This is a genomic window from Pseudomonas sp., assembly GCF_030690725.1.
Taxonomy (GTDB): Bacteria; Pseudomonadota; Gammaproteobacteria; order Pseudomonadales; family Pseudomonadaceae; genus Aquipseudomonas.
Genome location: NZ_JAUYGD010000044.1, coordinates 38179 through 52508, shown reverse-complemented (window position 1 = coordinate 52508; position 14330 = coordinate 38179). Strand labels below are relative to the sequence as shown.

The window sequence follows — 14330 nt, the reverse complement described above, 5'->3', positions numbered from 1 at the left end:
ACGAGTCGACCCACTGCGAGGTCACGGAGTTCCCTGTTGCTCACCCGCGAAACCCCTTTAATGATTGCTGGCCCGAGCGGCCAACTCGAAGCCCTGTGGCTGGATACCCCCGACGCCCGTGGCGTAGCGCTGATCTGCCATCCCAATCCGGTGCAGGGCGGCACCATGCTCAACAAGGTGGTCTCCACCCTGCAGCGCACTGCCCGCGACAGTGGCCTGGCCACGTTGCGCTTTAATTACCGTGGTGTCGGCGCCAGCGCCGGCAGCCACGATATGGCCAGTGGTGAGGTGGATGATGCCGACGCCGTGGCCAACTGGCTGCGGGCGCAGCACCCCGAGTTACCGCTGACCTTGCTGGGCTTTTCCTTTGGCGGCTTTGTCGCCGCCGCCCTCGGCGCGCGCCTGGAAGCCCAGGGTGTGAAGCTCGATAAGCTGTTTATGGTGGCCCCGGCCGTGCACCGCTTGAGCGAAGACGTGCCCCCGGCCAGCGACTGTCCGCTGATCCTGATCCAGCCCGAAGACGATGAAGTGATCGATCCGCAGGTGGTTTACCAGTGGTCGGCGGCACTCGGGCGTGCCCATGAGCTGCTGAAAGTGGCAGAATGCGGCCACTTTTTTCACGGCAAGTTGACCGATCTCAAGGATTTGCTACTGCCGCGCCTCTGAACTGATTGAGCCTCAATAAGCGAACGTTATGACCACTCGTATCCTTACCGGCATCACCACCACCGGCACGCCGCATCTGGGCAACTACGCGGGCGCGATTCGCCCGGCTATCGTTGCCAGCCGCGCCGCCGATGCGGATTCGTTCTACTTCCTGGCCGACTATCACGCGCTGATCAAATGCGACGACCCTGCGCGCATTCAGCGTTCGCGTCTGGAAATCGCCGCCACCTGGCTGGCGCTGGGTCTGGATACCGACAAGGCAACTTTCTACCGCCAGTCGGATATCCCTGAGATTCCCGAGCTGTGCTGGCTGCTCACCTGCGTCGCCGGCAAGGGCCTGCTTAACCGCGCCCACGCCTACAAGGCGTCGGTGGATAAGAACTTGATCGAGGGTGAAGACCCGGATGCGGGCATCACCATGGGGCTGTTTAGCTATCCGGTGCTGATGGCCGCGGACATTTTGATGTTCAACGCGCATAAGGTGCCGGTCGGCCGTGACCAGATCCAGCACGTAGAAATGGCCCGTGACATCGCTCAACGCTTCAACCATCTGTTTGGCCAAGGCCGAGAGTTGTTCACCTTACCCGAAGCGGTTATCGAAGCCGACGTGGCCACCCTACCAGGCCTCGACGGGCGCAAGATGAGCAAGAGCTACGACAACACCATTCCGCTGTTCAGTAGTGAGAAAGAGCTCAAGAAAGTTATTTCTTTGATCGTTACCGATTCGAAAGCTCCGGGTGAACCTAAAGATCCAGACAACTCACATCTGTTCACTCTCTATCAAGCCTTCGCCACGCCTGCTCAGCTGTCGGAGTTCCGTGCCGAGTTGATTAATGGTCTGGCTTGGGGCGAAGCAAAGAACCGCCTGTTTCAACTGCTCAATAATGAGCTGGGCGAAGCCCGCGAGCGTTATCAGGCACTGATCAGCAAGCCGGCGGATCTGGAGGATATCCTCCTTGTTGGCGCCGAGAAGGCCCGAAATATCGCCAGGCCTTTCCTCGGCGAGCTACGCGAGGCTGTGGGCCTGCGTTCATTCAAGCCAAAACCAGTTCAGCAACAACTTACTCTTCAGGATGTTGGAAGAGGAGTGGCGCGCCTTTTGGGAAAAGCCCAAGAGTTTGCTGAGGGAATGGCTGAAGGGATCGCTGAAATTGAAGCAGCTAAGAAAAAAGCCAAGAAAAGTCGTTTTGTCAGCTTCCGTGACGACGACGGTAGCTTCCGTTTCCGTCTGCTGGATGCCGCCGGCGAGCAGTTGTTGCTGTCCAAGTCGTTTGCCGATGGCAAGGCCGCGGGCATGGTCAACAAGCGACTGCAGTCCGGCGAAGCACTGGATATCCGCGAGCAGGACGGCGGTTTTTGCGTCTGGCTGGACGGCGAATGCGTGGCGCAAAGCCCTGCATTTGCTGATAGCGCTGCTTGTGAGGCCGCTATCGCGCGCCTGCGCGAGGCGCTGGCTCCTCAGGAGTGACGCGCTGCTAGATGGTTTTGTGGGAGGGGCTTTAGCCGCGACAGCTTGTCGGTATCGCTGCGTCGCGGTTAAAGCGGAGTGCCGTCCAGCCCCTTCCACTGGTCGCTGCGCCGTCTATAAGCCGATTGCCAAGCTGCGGGGGCGTCGCTAAAGTGACGCCCCCGTTTTACTTGCCCGGCTAACGAATTTATGACGCCCCTAGAACGCTACCAGGCTGACCTTAAACGCCCTGATTTCTTCCATGACGCCGCCCAGGAAACTGCGGTGCGTCATCTGCAGCGCCTGTATGACGATCTGGTCGCCGCCGACAAGGGCAGCTCCGGCATGTTCGGCAAGCTGTTCGGCAAAAAGCCGCAGGGGCCGGTCAAGGGCCTGTACTTCTGGGGCGGCGTCGGTCGCGGCAAGACTTACCTGGTCGACACCTTCTTCGATTCGCTGCCGTTCGAGCGCAAGGTACGCACACACTTCCACCGCTTTATGAAGCGTGTGCACGAAGAAATGCGCACCCTCAAGGGCGAGAAGAACCCGCTGACCATTATCGGCAAGCGTTTCGCCGATGAGGCGCGAGTGATCTGCTTCGACGAATTCTTCGTCAGCGATATTACTGACGCGATGATCCTCGCCACCCTGCTGGAAGAGCTGTTCAAGAATGGCGTCAGCCTGGTCGCAACCTCCAATATCGTGCCCGACGGCCTGTACAAGGACGGCTTGCAGCGCGCGCGCTTCCTTCCGGCGATTGCCCTGCTCAAGCAGCACACTGAGATCGTCAACGTCGACAGCGGCATCGACTACCGCCTGCGCGCCCTGGAGCAGGCCGAGCTGTTCCACTGGCCGCTGGATGCCGCCGCCGAGGAAAGCCTGCAGAAGAGTTTCGTCAGCCTGCTGCCCGAGCACTGCGAGGTGCAGGAAAACGAGCCGCTGATGATCGAGAACCGCGCCATCGTTGCGCGCAAGGTCGGCGATGACGTGGCCTGGTTCGATTTCCGCGAGCTGTGCGATGGCCCGCGCAGCCAGAACGACTACATCGAACTGGGCAAGATCTTTCACGCCGTCCTGCTGGCCAACGTCGAGCAGATGAGCACCGCCAAGGACGATATGGCGCGGCGCTTTATCAACCTAGTGGACGAGTTCTACGACCGCAACGTCAAGCTGATCATCTCCGCCGAAGTGGAGTTGAAAGACCTCTACACCGGCGGCCGCCTGACCTTCGAGTTCCAGCGCACGCTTAGCCGTCTGCTGGAGATGCAGTCGCATGAGTTTCTCGCGCGCCCGCACAAACCCTAATCTGCGCGGTTCGCTCGCTAGCAAAGCCCGGATCATTCCGGGCTTTGTAGTTGATGGCCTGCTGAAGACAACCGGGCCGTCTGCGCCCAGGCAGGATAAACTCTGCGCCATCGACTTTTCGTTCTCTGCGGTTAGCCCTATGACTTTTGCCTCCCTCGGCCTGATCGAGCCTCTGCTGCGCACCCTCGACAGCCTCGACTACAAAACTCCCACCGCCGTGCAGGCCCAGGCCATCGTGCCGGTCCTGCAAGGCCGCGACCTGATGGCTGCCGCGCAGACTGGCACCGGCAAGACCGCAGGCTTTGCCCTGCCGGTGCTGCAGCGGCTGATGATGGAAGGCCCAGAGGTGGCGAGTAATTCGGTGCGCGCGCTGGTGCTGGTGCCGACCCGTGAGCTGGCCGAGCAGGTGCTGCAGAGTTTTATTACCTACGGTCAGCACCTGCCGCTGCGCAGTTATGCGGTGTATGGCGGGGTCAGCATCAACCCGCAGATGATGAAGCTGCGTAAAGGCGTGGACGTGTTGGTGGCTACCCCAGGCCGCTTGCTCGATTTGTTCCGGCAGAACGCGGTGAAGTTCAACCAGGTGCAAACCCTGGTGCTGGATGAAGCCGACCGCATGCTCGACCTGGGTTTTGCCAACGAGTTGGACAGTGTGTTCCGCGCACTGCCGAAAAAGCGCCAGACCCTGCTGTTCTCCGCGACCTTCTCCGAAGCCATCCGCAGCATGGCCGGCGAGATGCTTAATGATCCGCTGAGCATCGAGGTCAGCCCGCGTAACGCTGCGGCCAAGTCGGTCAAGCAGTGGCTGATTCCGGTTGATAAGAAGCGCAAGAGCGAACTGTTTCTGCATCTGTACCAGGCCAAGCGCTGGAGCCAGGCTTTGGTGTTCGTAAAAACCCGCAAGGGCGTCGATGAGCTGGAAGCCGAGCTGCAGCGCCACGGCATCAGCGCCGACTCGATCCACGGCGACAAGCCGCAGGCCACCCGCCAGCGTGCCCTGCAGCGTTTCAAGGACGGCGAGGTCAAGGTACTGGTGGCCACCGATGTGGCAGCCCGTGGCCTGGATATCGACGACATGCCGCTGGTGGTCAATTTCGACCTGCCGATTGTTGCCGAAGACTATGTACACCGCATCGGCCGTACCGGCCGTGCTGGCACCACCGGCCAGGCGGTGTCGCTGGTCTGCGCCGATGAAGTGCAGCTGCTCTCGGCCATCGAAACCCTGACCCAGCAAGTGCTGCAACGCGTCGATGAGCCGGACTTTATCCCCGACCACCGCGTACCGCAGACCCTGCCCGGCGGCCAGGTGGTGAAAAAGCCGAAGAAGGCCAAGAAGCCAAAAGTAGTTGGCGGCGGCAAAGGCGGCAGCCTGGGGCGCTGGATGGAGGCTGACGAGCCGGCCGCGCCGACGGTCAAGGCGGTGCGCAAGGTGCCGAGCTTTGGCGGTAAGCCGGGCAAGCCCGGTAAGTTTGTTAAGTAATCTCAGCTGCGGGTGACTGCCTGCGCCGCTTCCAGCTGCTTCTTGTGGGTCGCGGCGGCGGTCATGTCGTAGATCACCACGCAGATATGCTCCACATCACCCTTGGCCCCGGCCAGCGGCAGCAGGGTGACGTTCTGGTACATAAAGTCTTCCTGGCCAGTGATCGGCTGGTAGTTCTTGAAGTGCATCAGGTAGGGGTGCTGTTCCCACAGGCTGAACGCGCGGGTGCCGAGCTGCACCACGGTATCGACCTTGCGCCGTAGCCAGGTTTCGTTGATCTCCGAGAACAGGCTGAACAGGGTTTTGCCGTGCACCTCGTCCGGGCCCATGCCGGAGTGGTTTTCCATAAAGCTGTTCCACACTTCCACCTGGTACTGGCGGTCGAGGACGATCACCCCGACATCAATGCACTGCACGATATCGAGCAGCCAGTGCACCTCTTGAATATCTATCTGTGCGGGCATGGCTGAGGGTCTGCTCCCGTTTCGTTAGCGGTCGCGCCGGAGCCTGTTTTTGTGCGAGGCAAGGCACGAGACGCGAAGTTTGGTGTTCCAAATGAGTGTCGAGAAACACAGCATCGCACAAAAACAGGCCCGGCCCTGCGGGTTGCGCGGGAAATGGCCCCCGCTGTCGTTGCAGGACTTGGCAAGGGGGCGACCATTACCTGCGTCCTACGCCTAACCGGGGGCCATTTCTCGCGGCAACGCGATCCGCGAACGAAACGGGAGCAGACCCTACCCCATCAGGTAGTTGATCTTGTTGGTCAGGCGCTTGATCGAGTCTTCGGTAAACAGCAACAGCAGGTCGAAGTGGATATTGTGCGCTTCCAGGCTGTAGCTGATTTCCACCGCCAGGGTCTTTTTCCAGCGGCGCTGATTGAGGTGAATCAGCCGCTCGATGGAAGAGTGCTGGCCGAGCAGTTGCGGATGGCCCTGGGAAAAACGCACGTCAATCTGCTCGGCAATCCCGGCCAGGCAGGCGCCAATCAGGATGCTGGCCAGATCCAGAAGCATTTCCGAGGTTTCCAGATCGTCCTTCGGCTGCCAGTCGAGCAGGCGCGCCATATCGGCTACTTCTGAATCATGGAACAACAGCAGCGACTCGCCGGCGATACCGTCGCCGATAAAACCCTGGCACACCGCGCTCAGGCGTTCACCGCGCATGGCGTCGGTCAGGGTCATATGCAGCTCGCTGACCTCGAAGATATTCACCTGCGGCACCGGCAATTGCACAAAGACCCCGAGCGCCTTGGCCAGTAGCGCGGCGGCGCGGCCCATGGCGACGTTGGTAACCTCGCGCAGGGCATCGCGGAAATTGACTTTCAGATCATCGAGCACCGCTGCCTGGGCGATGGCGCCGGGCGTGGCCTTGGGGTCGAACAGGCCGAGTTCGAGCAGGGTTGCGCGCAGCACCTCGGGGTCGGCGGGTTTCTTGATAAAGGCCAGGGCGCCGAGTTCCTTGACCCGCCTAACGGCTTCTTCCTGCACGTCACCGGAAACCACCACCACCTTGCAGGCCAGGCCTTCGGCGCGCAGCGCTGCGAGGGTTTCGTAGCCATCCAGCACCGGCATGGTCAGGTCCAGCAGCATCACCTGGCCCAGCCCCTGGCGCAGCGCCGTCAGCGCTTCCTGGCCATTGGTGGCCTGACTGATGGTCACTGGCCATTCGGGCGGCAGGGCGCGGATCAACTGCTTGCGCGCCATGTTCGAGTCGTCGCAGACCACTAGAGGGATCACGGCTGGAGATTACCTGTGCGCGTTGAAGAGCACCGCTCTGGGGCGGTTTCCCTCAAGCATAGTCGTTTGAGATTGTGCGCGGCGGCTTATTCGGCCGGCTGTTGCAGCCATTCCAGCATGCCTTGGGCGGCGCGGCGGCCGCTGGCAAAGCAAGCGGTCAGCAGATAGCCGCCGGTGGGCGCTTCCCAGTCGAGCATTTCTCCGGCGCAGAAGGTGCCCGGCAGGGCCTTGAGCATCAGCTGGCCGTTCAGCTGTTCGAAGGGCACGCCGCCAGCCGTGCTAATGGCTTCATCCAGCGGCCGTGGGCGAATCAGGGGGATCGGCAGGGATTTGATCGCGCTGGCCAGTAGCGCCGGATCATTAAAGGCAGCAGCGCTGGCCAGCTCGCGCAGCAAGGCGGCTTTGACCCCGTCGATCCCGGCCTGACGGTGCAGGTGTTTGGCCATCGACTGCGAGCCGCGCGGTTTGCTCAGGGCTGTCTGCAGCTTGGCCAGCGGCGTTTGCGGCAGCAGGTCGAGCGGCACGGTAGCGCTGCCATGCTGGTTGATCGCCTCGCGAATAGCCGCCGACAGGGCATACACCAGGCTGCCTTCGATGCCGCTGGCAGTCAGTACACACTCACCCAGGCGCGGTGTTTCTCCGGGCAGGCTGAGGCTGACGTTTTTTAGCGGCGCGCCGGCGAACTTGTCCCGCAGAAACGGGCTCCAGGCGCTGACATCGAAACCGCAGTTGCTCGCCTGCAAGGGCGCGATAGTCACACCACGCGCTTGCAACAGGCTGACCCAGGCGCCGTCCGAACCTAACCGTGCCCAGCTGCCGCCGCCCAGGGCCAGCAGGGTGGCGTCCACTTTAATCAGGTGTTCGCCGGCGGGCGAGGTGATCCGCAGCGCACCCTGGTTATCCCAGCCCAGCCAACGATGACGGGTATGAATCTGCACACCCAGTTCACGCAGGCGCTTGAGCCAGGCGCGCAGCAGCGGTGCGGCTTTCATATCGCTGGGGAACACCCTGCCTGAGGTGCCGACAAAGGTGTCGATGCCCAGGCCGTGAATCCAAGCGCGCAGTGCGTCGGCATCGAAGTCCTGCAGCAGCTCGGCCACTTCCGCCTGACGCTGGCCGTAGCGGGCGACAAAGGCCGGCTTGGCCTCGGAATGGGTGATATTCATCCCGCCGACCCCGGCCAAAAGGAACTTGCGCCCCACCGACGGCATGCCGTCATAAAGATCGACCTGCACGCCGCCCTGGGCCAGTACTTCAGCCGCCATCAGCCCGGCAGGGCCGCCGCCGATAATGGCAACGCGAGGCGTGGGTGGTTGGCGGTTGTCGGTCATGGCGATATCGGGCGGGGATTAATGGCGCGCATTCTAACCGAGGCCGCCGCGACCTTGTCATTTGCCCCGGCTTCGGGCAGGGTCGCGGGGTGAATTTCTGACTGGAGCCCCTTATGTCTGACCTCTATCCCAGCATCGACCCCGACGGCCTGATCGAATACTCGGTGGTCTACACCGACCGCTCCCTCAACCATATGTCGCAGTCGTTTCAGGGCGTGATGACGGATATTTCCAGCACCCTGAAGCAGGTCTACAACGCCCATGCCATGGCCATCGTGCCCGGTAGCGGCACCTATGGCATGGAAGCGGTGGCACGCCAGCTGGCCACTGGGCAAAAGTGCCTGGTGCTGCGCAATGGCTGGTTCAGCTACCGCTGGACGCAGATTTTCGAGATGGGCCAGATCCCTTCTGAGTCGATTGTGCTCAAGGCCCGCCCGGTCGCCGAAGGCAGCCAGGCGGCGTTTTCCCCGCCGCGATTGGTCGATGTGCTGGCAGTTATCGCCGCAGAAAAACCCCAGGTGGTGTTCGCCCCGCATGTGGAAACCTCCTCCGGGATGATCCTGCCGGACGGCTACCTGCGCGCCGTGGCGGATGCCGTGCATGCGGTTGGCGGCCTGTTTGTGCTCGACTGCATCGCCTCCGGCACCCTCTGGGTGGACATGCAGGCCTGTGGCATCGACGTGCTGATCAGCGCCCCGCAAAAAGGCTGGAGCGCTTCGCCGTGCTGCGCCCTGGTCATGCTTAGCGAGGCCGCCCAGGCACGCGTGGAAGCCACCCAAAGCACCAGCTTTGCCTGCGACCTGAAAAAATGGCTGCAGATCATGCAGGCCTACGAGCAGGGCGGCCACGCCTACCACGCCACCATGCCCAGCGATGCCCTGGCGCGTTTCCGCGATGCCATGCGTGAGGCCGAAGCCATCGGCTTTGCCACCGTACGCAGCCAGCAGCAGGAACTCGGTGATCGCGTGCGCGCCTTGCTCACCAGCAAAGGCTTCAAGAGCGTCGCCGCCGAAGGCTTCGGAGCGCCGGGTGTGGTGGTTTGCTACACCACCGACGCCAGCATCAAGAACGGCAGCAAATTCGCCGCCCAGGGCCTGCAAATCGCCGCGGGCGTGCCGTTGCAGTGCGATGAGCCGGCAGACTTCCAGACCTTCCGCCTGGGCCTGTTCGGGTTGGACAAACTGGGCAATATCGAACGCACCGTGGCGACTCTGGAACAGGCGCTGGATAAGGTGTTGGCGGGGTAGTCGGGTGCGTAGGGCGAGTTGAGCATCGCTCTTCTGGAGTGCAGCGATACCTGCCGATGCGTATCGCTGCACTCAACGTCATCCTACGGATTACCCGACCTTGACCGCCTGCAGCGTATAGCTCAGTGGCAGTCGTTCCGGCTGGCTATTCAGCCGCCATTCGCCATCTTCACCCAGGCTCATCTGGCCCGGCAGGGCCTCCCAGGGGATGCTGGTGTGCTCTTCCAGGGCAGTCAGACGCATACCATGGCGTAGTAGCGCGGTGATGATTTCGCCCAGGCCGTGGTTCCATTCGTGGGTAGTGGTGGCAGTCAGCTTGCTGTCGCTTTCCACATAGCTGTACTCGTCATTCCAGACCTGCGGCTCGCTATGTTCAAAGTAGGAATGGACCATCTGCAGGGCATCCTGACAGTCCTGATCGAGCGTCATCAGTACGGGATGCATCTCGCGCAGAAACAGGCGGCCGCCGGGTTTTAGCAGAGCTGCGACATTACGCGCCCAGTCATCGATCTGCGGTAGCCAGTTCAGCGCGCCGATGCCGGTGTAGACCAGGTCGAACGATTGCGCGCCGAGCACCTTGGCGGCGTCGTAGACCGAGGCTTCGACAAATTCGATGTGCTCACCGCAGGCATTTGCCAGCTTACGGGCCTGTTCCAGTGAGGCAGATGAGAAGTCCAGCCCGCTTATCTGCGCACCCAGGCGGGCCAGCGACAGGGTGTCGGTGCCGATATGGCATTGCAGGTGCACCGCGCGCAGGCCGCGGATATCGCCGAGGCGCGGCAGATCAAAGCGCACCACCTCGGATAAGTGCGCGGGTGAGGCGATAAACAGCTGAATTTGGTAATCGGGCGAGGCCGCATGCAAGGCGGCGCGCTCGTTCCAGTTGGCTTTGTTCAGGGCAAACGAGTCATCCATGACGGGATTCCATTCAGTGTGTGGGGGCGTGCTTATCCAACGCGCTCAGTATGGCGTGGGCGGTCTTGATTCTGGCAGCGTTGGGGTAGTTCTTGTTGGCCAGCATAACCAGGCCGAGGTTCTGGCTGGGGACAAATACGGCGTAGGCGCCGAAGCCGCCGGTGGAGCCGGTTTTGTTGAACAGGCTGTCGCCCGGCTCGGTTTCCGGTGGTGCGAGACGTTTAGCGGGTTGTGACTCCAGGGCCATGGCCGGGGAGTTGCCGGCCTGCAGGCGTTCCAGGCTGATCGGGTAGGGGTAACGCTCCCAGCCGAGGCCTTGAGTCATGTCGCCGACGCGGTAATAGCCGCTGTGGGTCATGGCGATGGCGCGCTGCAGGTCTTTATTGAGGCCGGCTGGTTTCAGGTTGGCCTGGACAAAACGCAGCATATCCTTGGCGTTGGTTTTCACCCCGTAGGCTTCGGCGTCGAGCATGCCCGGGGTAACCCGTAGTGGCTGGTTGTCCTTGCTGTAGCCGAAGGCATAGCGCGGCATCTGCTGCGTCGGCACCTGGATATAGCTGTGCGACATGCCGAGCGCGGGAAACAACGTGCCCTCCATCAGTGTGGGGAACGGCTGGCCCAGGCTCTTGGCCGCGAGCATGCCGAGCAGGCCGATGCTGGGATTGGAGTAGCGCCGATGGCTGCCGGCCGCGTATTCGGGCTGCCACTGGCGGTAGTAGGTGAGCATGCTGGCTGGGTCGGTCACGCTGTCGGGGAACTGCAGCGGCAGCCCGCCGGCGGTGTAGGTGCCGAGGTTGAGCAAGCTGGCGTGTTCCAGCTGGCTGCCTTGCAGCTCGGGCCAGTGCTGGCCGGCGTTATCGCTGAGGCTCAGTTTGCCGGTGCTTTGCGCCAGGGCGGCGAGGGTGGCGGTGAGCGGTTTACTGAGCGAGCCGATTTCAAACAGGGTGTCGCTGGTGACCGCTTGCTGGTCGTCCAGGCGCGCCACGCCATAGTTGAAGTAGTGCGCCTGGCCGTTGTGAGTGATTGCCACGGCCATGCCGGCAATATCGTGTTCCGCCATCACTGGGCGAATGCTGGCGTCCACCAGCGACTGCAGTGTGTCGTCTGCGTGTGCGGCGCTGCCGAATGTGAGTGCGGCGAGTAGTGCCGGCAGTGTGCTGAGTTTTGCGTACATGCTGTGTGAGATTCCTTGGTCGTGGAGATGCGCGATGTGACAGCGCGTGCGCTGTTTTTATCCCAGCCCGCGCGTTTGCCAGACCTTTGCGGCGCTGTGATGCAGTATGCCGTGGCGCCTGGCCAGGGCCATGCGGTCCTTGTCGTAGCCGCCGCCGATCAGCCCGACCACCGGGATATCACGGTCCAGGCAGTGGTTGAGCACGGCTGCGTCACGGGCAGCGATGCCGGCGTCAGTCAGGTTGAGATAGCCGAGGGCGTCGTGCTGGTGCACATCCACGCCGGCGTCGTAGAGCACGATATCCGGCTGGTACAGCGCCAGCAGGTAGTTGAGGGTGTCATCCACTACCTTTAAATAGTCGGCATCGCCCATGCCGTTGGGCAGGGGGATATCCCAGTCGCTGGCGGCCTTGCGCGCCGGGTAGTTCTTTTCGCAGTGCAGTGAAACGGTGATCGCCTCCGGGGTGTTTTCCAGCAGGCGTGCGGTGCCGTCGCCCTGATGCACGTCGCAGTCGAATATCAGCACACGCTGGGCCTTGCCGCTGGCCAGCAGGTACTGACTGATCACCGCCAGGTCATTGAAGATGCAGAAGCCGGCCGGATGATCGTAATGCGCATGGTGGGTGCCGCCGGCCAGGTGGCAGGCCAGGCCATATTGCAGCGCCTGCTCGGCGGCCAGCAGCGAGCCGCCGACAGCGCGAATGGTGCGCTGCGCCAGGGCTGCACTCCAGGGCAGGCCGAGGCGGCGCTGCTCTTCATAAGCCAGTTCGCCGCTGGCAAAGCGTTCGATATAGGCCGGGCAATGGGCCAGGGCGAGTACCTCTGTCGGGCAGAGTTCAGGACGCAGCAGTTCGGCATCGGTGCTCAGGCCACTGTCCACCAGGTGATCGCGCAGCAGGCGAAACTTCTCCATGGGGAAGCGGTGGTTGGCCGGGAAGGGCGGGCTGTAGTCGTCGTGGTAGACCAGCGGCAGGCGCATGGTGGCGGGCTCGGGCGGAAGTGGTCGAAGTATGGCGGCAGGCTCCGCTTGCGCTCAAGCTCGGCTGTCGATTGGCCATAATGCTGCCATTATTGTCCGCATCCATCTTTCAGTCGGGCCGACAAGCCTTGGCAAAGTCTTTACCATCTCGCCCCACTGCGTTTACAGGAGAGCATGAATGAGTCAGGTGTTGAATGAGTTGGTCGCCCTGCTGACCCTGGAAACCATCGAAGAGAATCTATTTCGCGGCGTCAGTCAGGACCTTGGCTTTCGCCAGCTGTTTGGCGGCCAGGTATTGGGCCAGTGCGTTTCGGCGGCCAGCCAGACGGTGGATGCAGTGCGCCATGTGCATTCTATGCACGGCTACTTCCTGCGCCCAGGCGACGCCACGTTGCCGGTGGTTTATCAGGTGGATCGGGTGCGCGATGGCGGCAGTTTCAGCACGCGGCGGGTGACGGCGATACAGAAGGGCAAGCCGATCTTTACCTGCAGCGCGTCGTTCCAGATTGATGAAGAAGGCTTTCATCATCAGAACCCGATGCCGGAAGTGCCCGGGCCGGAGGAGCTGAAGTCGGAAACCGAGCTGGCGCGCATGGTCGAGGCGATGATTCCCGAGCGTATGCGTGAGCGCGCTACCAGCGACAAGCCCATCGAAATTCGCCCGGTGACGCGCATCAATCCCTTCGCGCCCAAGCCGTGCGAGCCGATCAAGCATGTGTGGTTCCGTGCTGCCGCGCCGCTGCCGGACGAGCCGCAACTGCACAAGCTGCTGCTGGCCTACGCGAGCGATTTCAACTTGCTGACCACCTCGATGCAGCCCCATGGCGTGTCGGTGTTCCAGAAATTTATGCAGGTCGCCAGTCTCGACCACTCACTGTGGTTCCACGGCAACCTGCGTATGGACGACTGGCTGCTGTACAGCATGGACAGCCCTTGGGCCGGCAATGCTCGCGGCTTCTCCCGTGGCAGCATCTTCAACCGTCAGGGCCAGTTGGTCGCCTCGGTTGCCCAGGAAGGCCTGACCCGCGTGCGTGAGGACTGGAAGTGAGTCTGAGCGCTGTCCGTCATTGGGTGTTCGATATGGATGGCACCCTGACCCTGGCGGTGCATGATTTCGAGGCAATCAAGCGGGCGCTGGATATTCCGCTGGAGGACGACATCCTCGGCCATCTGGCCGGGCTGCCCGAGGCAGTGGCTGCGGCTAAACATGCCTGGCTGCTGGAGCATGAGCGCGAATTGGCGCTTACCGCCGAGCCGGCACCAGGGGCGATTGAGCTGGTGCGCGAGCTGCACGGCCGTGGCTGTCGCCTCGGCATCCTCACCCGCAATGCCCATGAACTGGCGCTGCTGACCCTGCGCGCCATCGGTCTGGATGACTGCTTTGCCGTGCCGGACGTGATCGGCCGCGATGAGGCGCCGCCCAAGCCCGACCCTGGCGGCCTGCTGCATTTCGCCAGAACCTGGCAGGTCGCGCCGAGCGAGTTGGTGATGGTGGGCGATTACCGCTTTGACCTGGAATGCGCCCGCGCGGCTGGCGCGCGCAGCGTGCTGGTCAACCTGGCAGAAAATCCTTGGCCGGAACTGGCCGACCATTTCGCCGTGGATTGCCGGGCGTTGCAGCAGGCGATCTAAGCCGTCAATGACAGCAGCCAGACTCCAGGTCCTTGAGGATCGGGCAGTCCGGGCGGTCGTTGCCCTGGCAGTTGTCCATCAAATCCCTGAGGGTGTCGCGCAGGCCGCTGAGTTCGCTGATCTTGCGTTCCAGCTCGCTAATATGTGCAGCGGCCAGGGCTTTGACATCGGCACTGGCGCGTTGGCGGTCCTGCCACAGGGCCAGTAGCTGGCTGACTTCGGCCAGGGAAAAACCCAGATCGCGTGAGCGTTTGATAAACGCCAGGCGGTGCAGGTCCTGCTGGCTGTACTGGCGGTAGCCGCTGTCGGTGCGGCCGGCTTCAGGCAGCAGATCGATGCTTTCGTAGTAGCGAATCATCTTGGCGCTAAGGCCGGTTTTCTTGGCGGCTTGGCCGATATTCATGGTTTTTCTCCTGCCG

14 protein-coding genes are annotated in these 14330 nt (G+C 62.2%); 7 read left to right on the top strand and 7 right to left on the bottom strand.

Features of this window, described 5'->3' with window-relative positions:
• Positions 1-36: 36 nt before the first annotated feature.
• The 4 genes from Q8O69_RS10995 to Q8O69_RS10980 all read left to right on the top strand — a co-directional run bounded on the left by Q8O69_RS10995 (position 37) and on the right by Q8O69_RS10980 (position 4898).
• Positions 37-666 (top strand): alpha/beta hydrolase, encoded by a 630-nt coding sequence (locus Q8O69_RS10995; RefSeq protein ID WP_305592076.1) that lies wholly within the window; start codon positions 37-39, stop codon positions 664-666.
• A gap of 28 nt (positions 667-694) precedes the next feature.
• The gene (locus tag Q8O69_RS10990; protein ID WP_305592074.1) at positions 695-2134 is read left to right on the top strand and encodes a tryptophan--tRNA ligase; all 1440 of its coding nucleotides are present in this window, start codon (positions 695-697) and stop codon (positions 2132-2134) included.
• A gap of 189 nt (positions 2135-2323) precedes the next feature.
• Complete coding sequence (gene zapE, locus Q8O69_RS10985; protein WP_305592072.1) at positions 2324-3418, top strand: cell division protein ZapE; 1095 nt, start codon at positions 2324-2326, stop codon at positions 3416-3418.
• A 139-nt stretch (positions 3419-3557) separates the two neighbouring features.
• The gene (locus Q8O69_RS10980; protein WP_305592070.1) at positions 3558-4898 is read left to right on the top strand and encodes a DEAD/DEAH box helicase; all 1341 of its coding nucleotides are present in this window, start codon (positions 3558-3560) and stop codon (positions 4896-4898) included.
• Between the two features lie 2 nt (positions 4899-4900).
• On the opposite strand, the gene Q8O69_RS10975 is transcribed toward Q8O69_RS10980, so the two are convergent.
• The 3 genes from Q8O69_RS10975 to Q8O69_RS10965 form a co-directional block, all read right to left on the bottom strand.
• Positions 4901-5362 (bottom strand): PAS domain-containing protein, encoded by a 462-nt coding sequence (locus tag Q8O69_RS10975; protein ID WP_305592068.1) that lies wholly within the window; start codon positions 5360-5362, stop codon positions 4901-4903.
• 270 nt (positions 5363-5632) lie between these two features.
• On the bottom strand, positions 5633-6634 hold the full coding sequence (locus Q8O69_RS10970; RefSeq protein WP_305592066.1) for a response regulator: 1002 nt from the start codon (positions 6632-6634) through the stop codon (positions 5633-5635).
• An 86-nt stretch (positions 6635-6720) separates the two neighbouring features.
• Positions 6721-7965 carry a TIGR03862 family flavoprotein gene (locus Q8O69_RS10965; RefSeq protein WP_305592064.1) on the bottom strand — a complete coding sequence of 415 codons (1245 nt, stop codon included), beginning with the start codon at positions 7963-7965 and terminating at the stop codon, positions 6721-6723.
• Positions 7966-8078: 113 nt separating this feature from the next.
• Here Q8O69_RS10965 and Q8O69_RS10960 point away from each other — a divergent pair, with 113 nt between their 5' ends.
• Complete coding sequence (locus Q8O69_RS10960) at positions 8079-9212, top strand: aminotransferase class V-fold PLP-dependent enzyme (RefSeq protein ID WP_305592062.1); 1134 nt, start codon at positions 8079-8081, stop codon at positions 9210-9212.
• A gap of 90 nt (positions 9213-9302) precedes the next feature.
• Here Q8O69_RS10960 and Q8O69_RS10955 read toward each other — a convergent pair whose 3' ends face one another.
• Genes Q8O69_RS10955 through Q8O69_RS10945 form a run of 3 tightly spaced genes read right to left on the bottom strand, consistent with a single transcriptional unit; the run spans position 9303 to position 12279 of the window.
• Positions 9303-10127: a bifunctional 2-polyprenyl-6-hydroxyphenol methylase/3-demethylubiquinol 3-O-methyltransferase UbiG gene (locus tag Q8O69_RS10955; RefSeq protein WP_305592060.1), complete on the bottom strand. Its 825-nt coding sequence runs from the start codon at positions 10125-10127 to the stop codon at positions 9303-9305.
• Between the two features lie 13 nt (positions 10128-10140).
• Entirely contained in the window at positions 10141-11301 is a 1161-nt protein-coding gene (gene ampC / locus Q8O69_RS10950) for a class C beta-lactamase (RefSeq protein WP_305592058.1), read from the bottom strand.
• A 57-nt stretch (positions 11302-11358) separates the two neighbouring features.
• Positions 11359-12279 (bottom strand): histone deacetylase, encoded by a 921-nt coding sequence (locus tag Q8O69_RS10945; RefSeq protein ID WP_305592057.1) that lies wholly within the window; start codon positions 12277-12279, stop codon positions 11359-11361.
• A gap of 178 nt (positions 12280-12457) precedes the next feature.
• On the opposite strand from Q8O69_RS10945, the gene tesB reads away from it, so the two are divergent.
• On the top strand, positions 12458-13327 hold the full coding sequence (gene tesB, locus Q8O69_RS10940; RefSeq protein WP_305592056.1) for an acyl-CoA thioesterase II: 870 nt from the start codon (positions 12458-12460) through the stop codon (positions 13325-13327).
• Positions 13324-13911, top strand: a complete 588-nt coding sequence (locus Q8O69_RS10935; protein WP_305592055.1) for an HAD family hydrolase — start codon at positions 13324-13326, stop codon at positions 13909-13911. The genes tesB and Q8O69_RS10935 overlap by 4 nt, the downstream gene beginning before the upstream one ends.
• Positions 13912-13915: 4 nt before the next feature.
• On the opposite strand, the gene cueR is transcribed toward Q8O69_RS10935, so the two are convergent.
• Positions 13916-14314 carry a Cu(I)-responsive transcriptional regulator gene (gene cueR, locus Q8O69_RS10930; RefSeq protein WP_305592053.1) on the bottom strand — a complete coding sequence of 133 codons (399 nt, stop codon included), beginning with the start codon at positions 14312-14314 and terminating at the stop codon, positions 13916-13918.
• Between the last annotated feature and the right edge of the window lie 16 nt (positions 14315-14330).

Excerpts from the sequence above, each read along its gene's own strand:
- Q8O69_RS10945 (WP_305592057.1), bottom strand. The coding sequence starts at position 12,279 with ATGCGCCTGCCGCTGGTCTACCACGACGACTACAGCCCGCCCTTCCCG.
- Q8O69_RS10965 (WP_305592064.1), bottom strand. The coding sequence starts at position 7,965 with ATGACCGACAACCGCCAACCACCCACGCCTCGCGTTGCCATTATCGGC.
- Q8O69_RS10980 (WP_305592070.1), top strand. The coding sequence starts at position 3,558 with ATGACTTTTGCCTCCCTCGGCCTGATCGAGCCTCTGCTGCGCACCCTC.
- Q8O69_RS10955 (WP_305592060.1), bottom strand. The coding sequence starts at position 10,127 with ATGGATGACTCGTTTGCCCTGAACAAAGCCAACTGGAACGAGCGCGCC.
- Q8O69_RS10960 (WP_305592062.1), top strand. The coding sequence starts at position 8,079 with ATGTCTGACCTCTATCCCAGCATCGACCCCGACGGCCTGATCGAATAC.
- cueR (WP_305592053.1), bottom strand. The coding sequence starts at position 14,314 with ATGAATATCGGCCAAGCCGCCAAGAAAACCGGCCTTAGCGCCAAGATG.
- ampC (WP_305592058.1), bottom strand. The coding sequence starts at position 11,301 with ATGTACGCAAAACTCAGCACACTGCCGGCACTACTCGCCGCACTCACA.
- Q8O69_RS10990 (WP_305592074.1), top strand. The coding sequence starts at position 695 with ATGACCACTCGTATCCTTACCGGCATCACCACCACCGGCACGCCGCAT.
- tesB (WP_305592056.1), top strand. The coding sequence starts at position 12,458 with ATGAGTCAGGTGTTGAATGAGTTGGTCGCCCTGCTGACCCTGGAAACC.
- zapE (WP_305592072.1), top strand. The coding sequence starts at position 2,324 with ATGACGCCCCTAGAACGCTACCAGGCTGACCTTAAACGCCCTGATTTC.
- Q8O69_RS10975 (WP_305592068.1), bottom strand. The coding sequence starts at position 5,362 with ATGCCCGCACAGATAGATATTCAAGAGGTGCACTGGCTGCTCGATATC.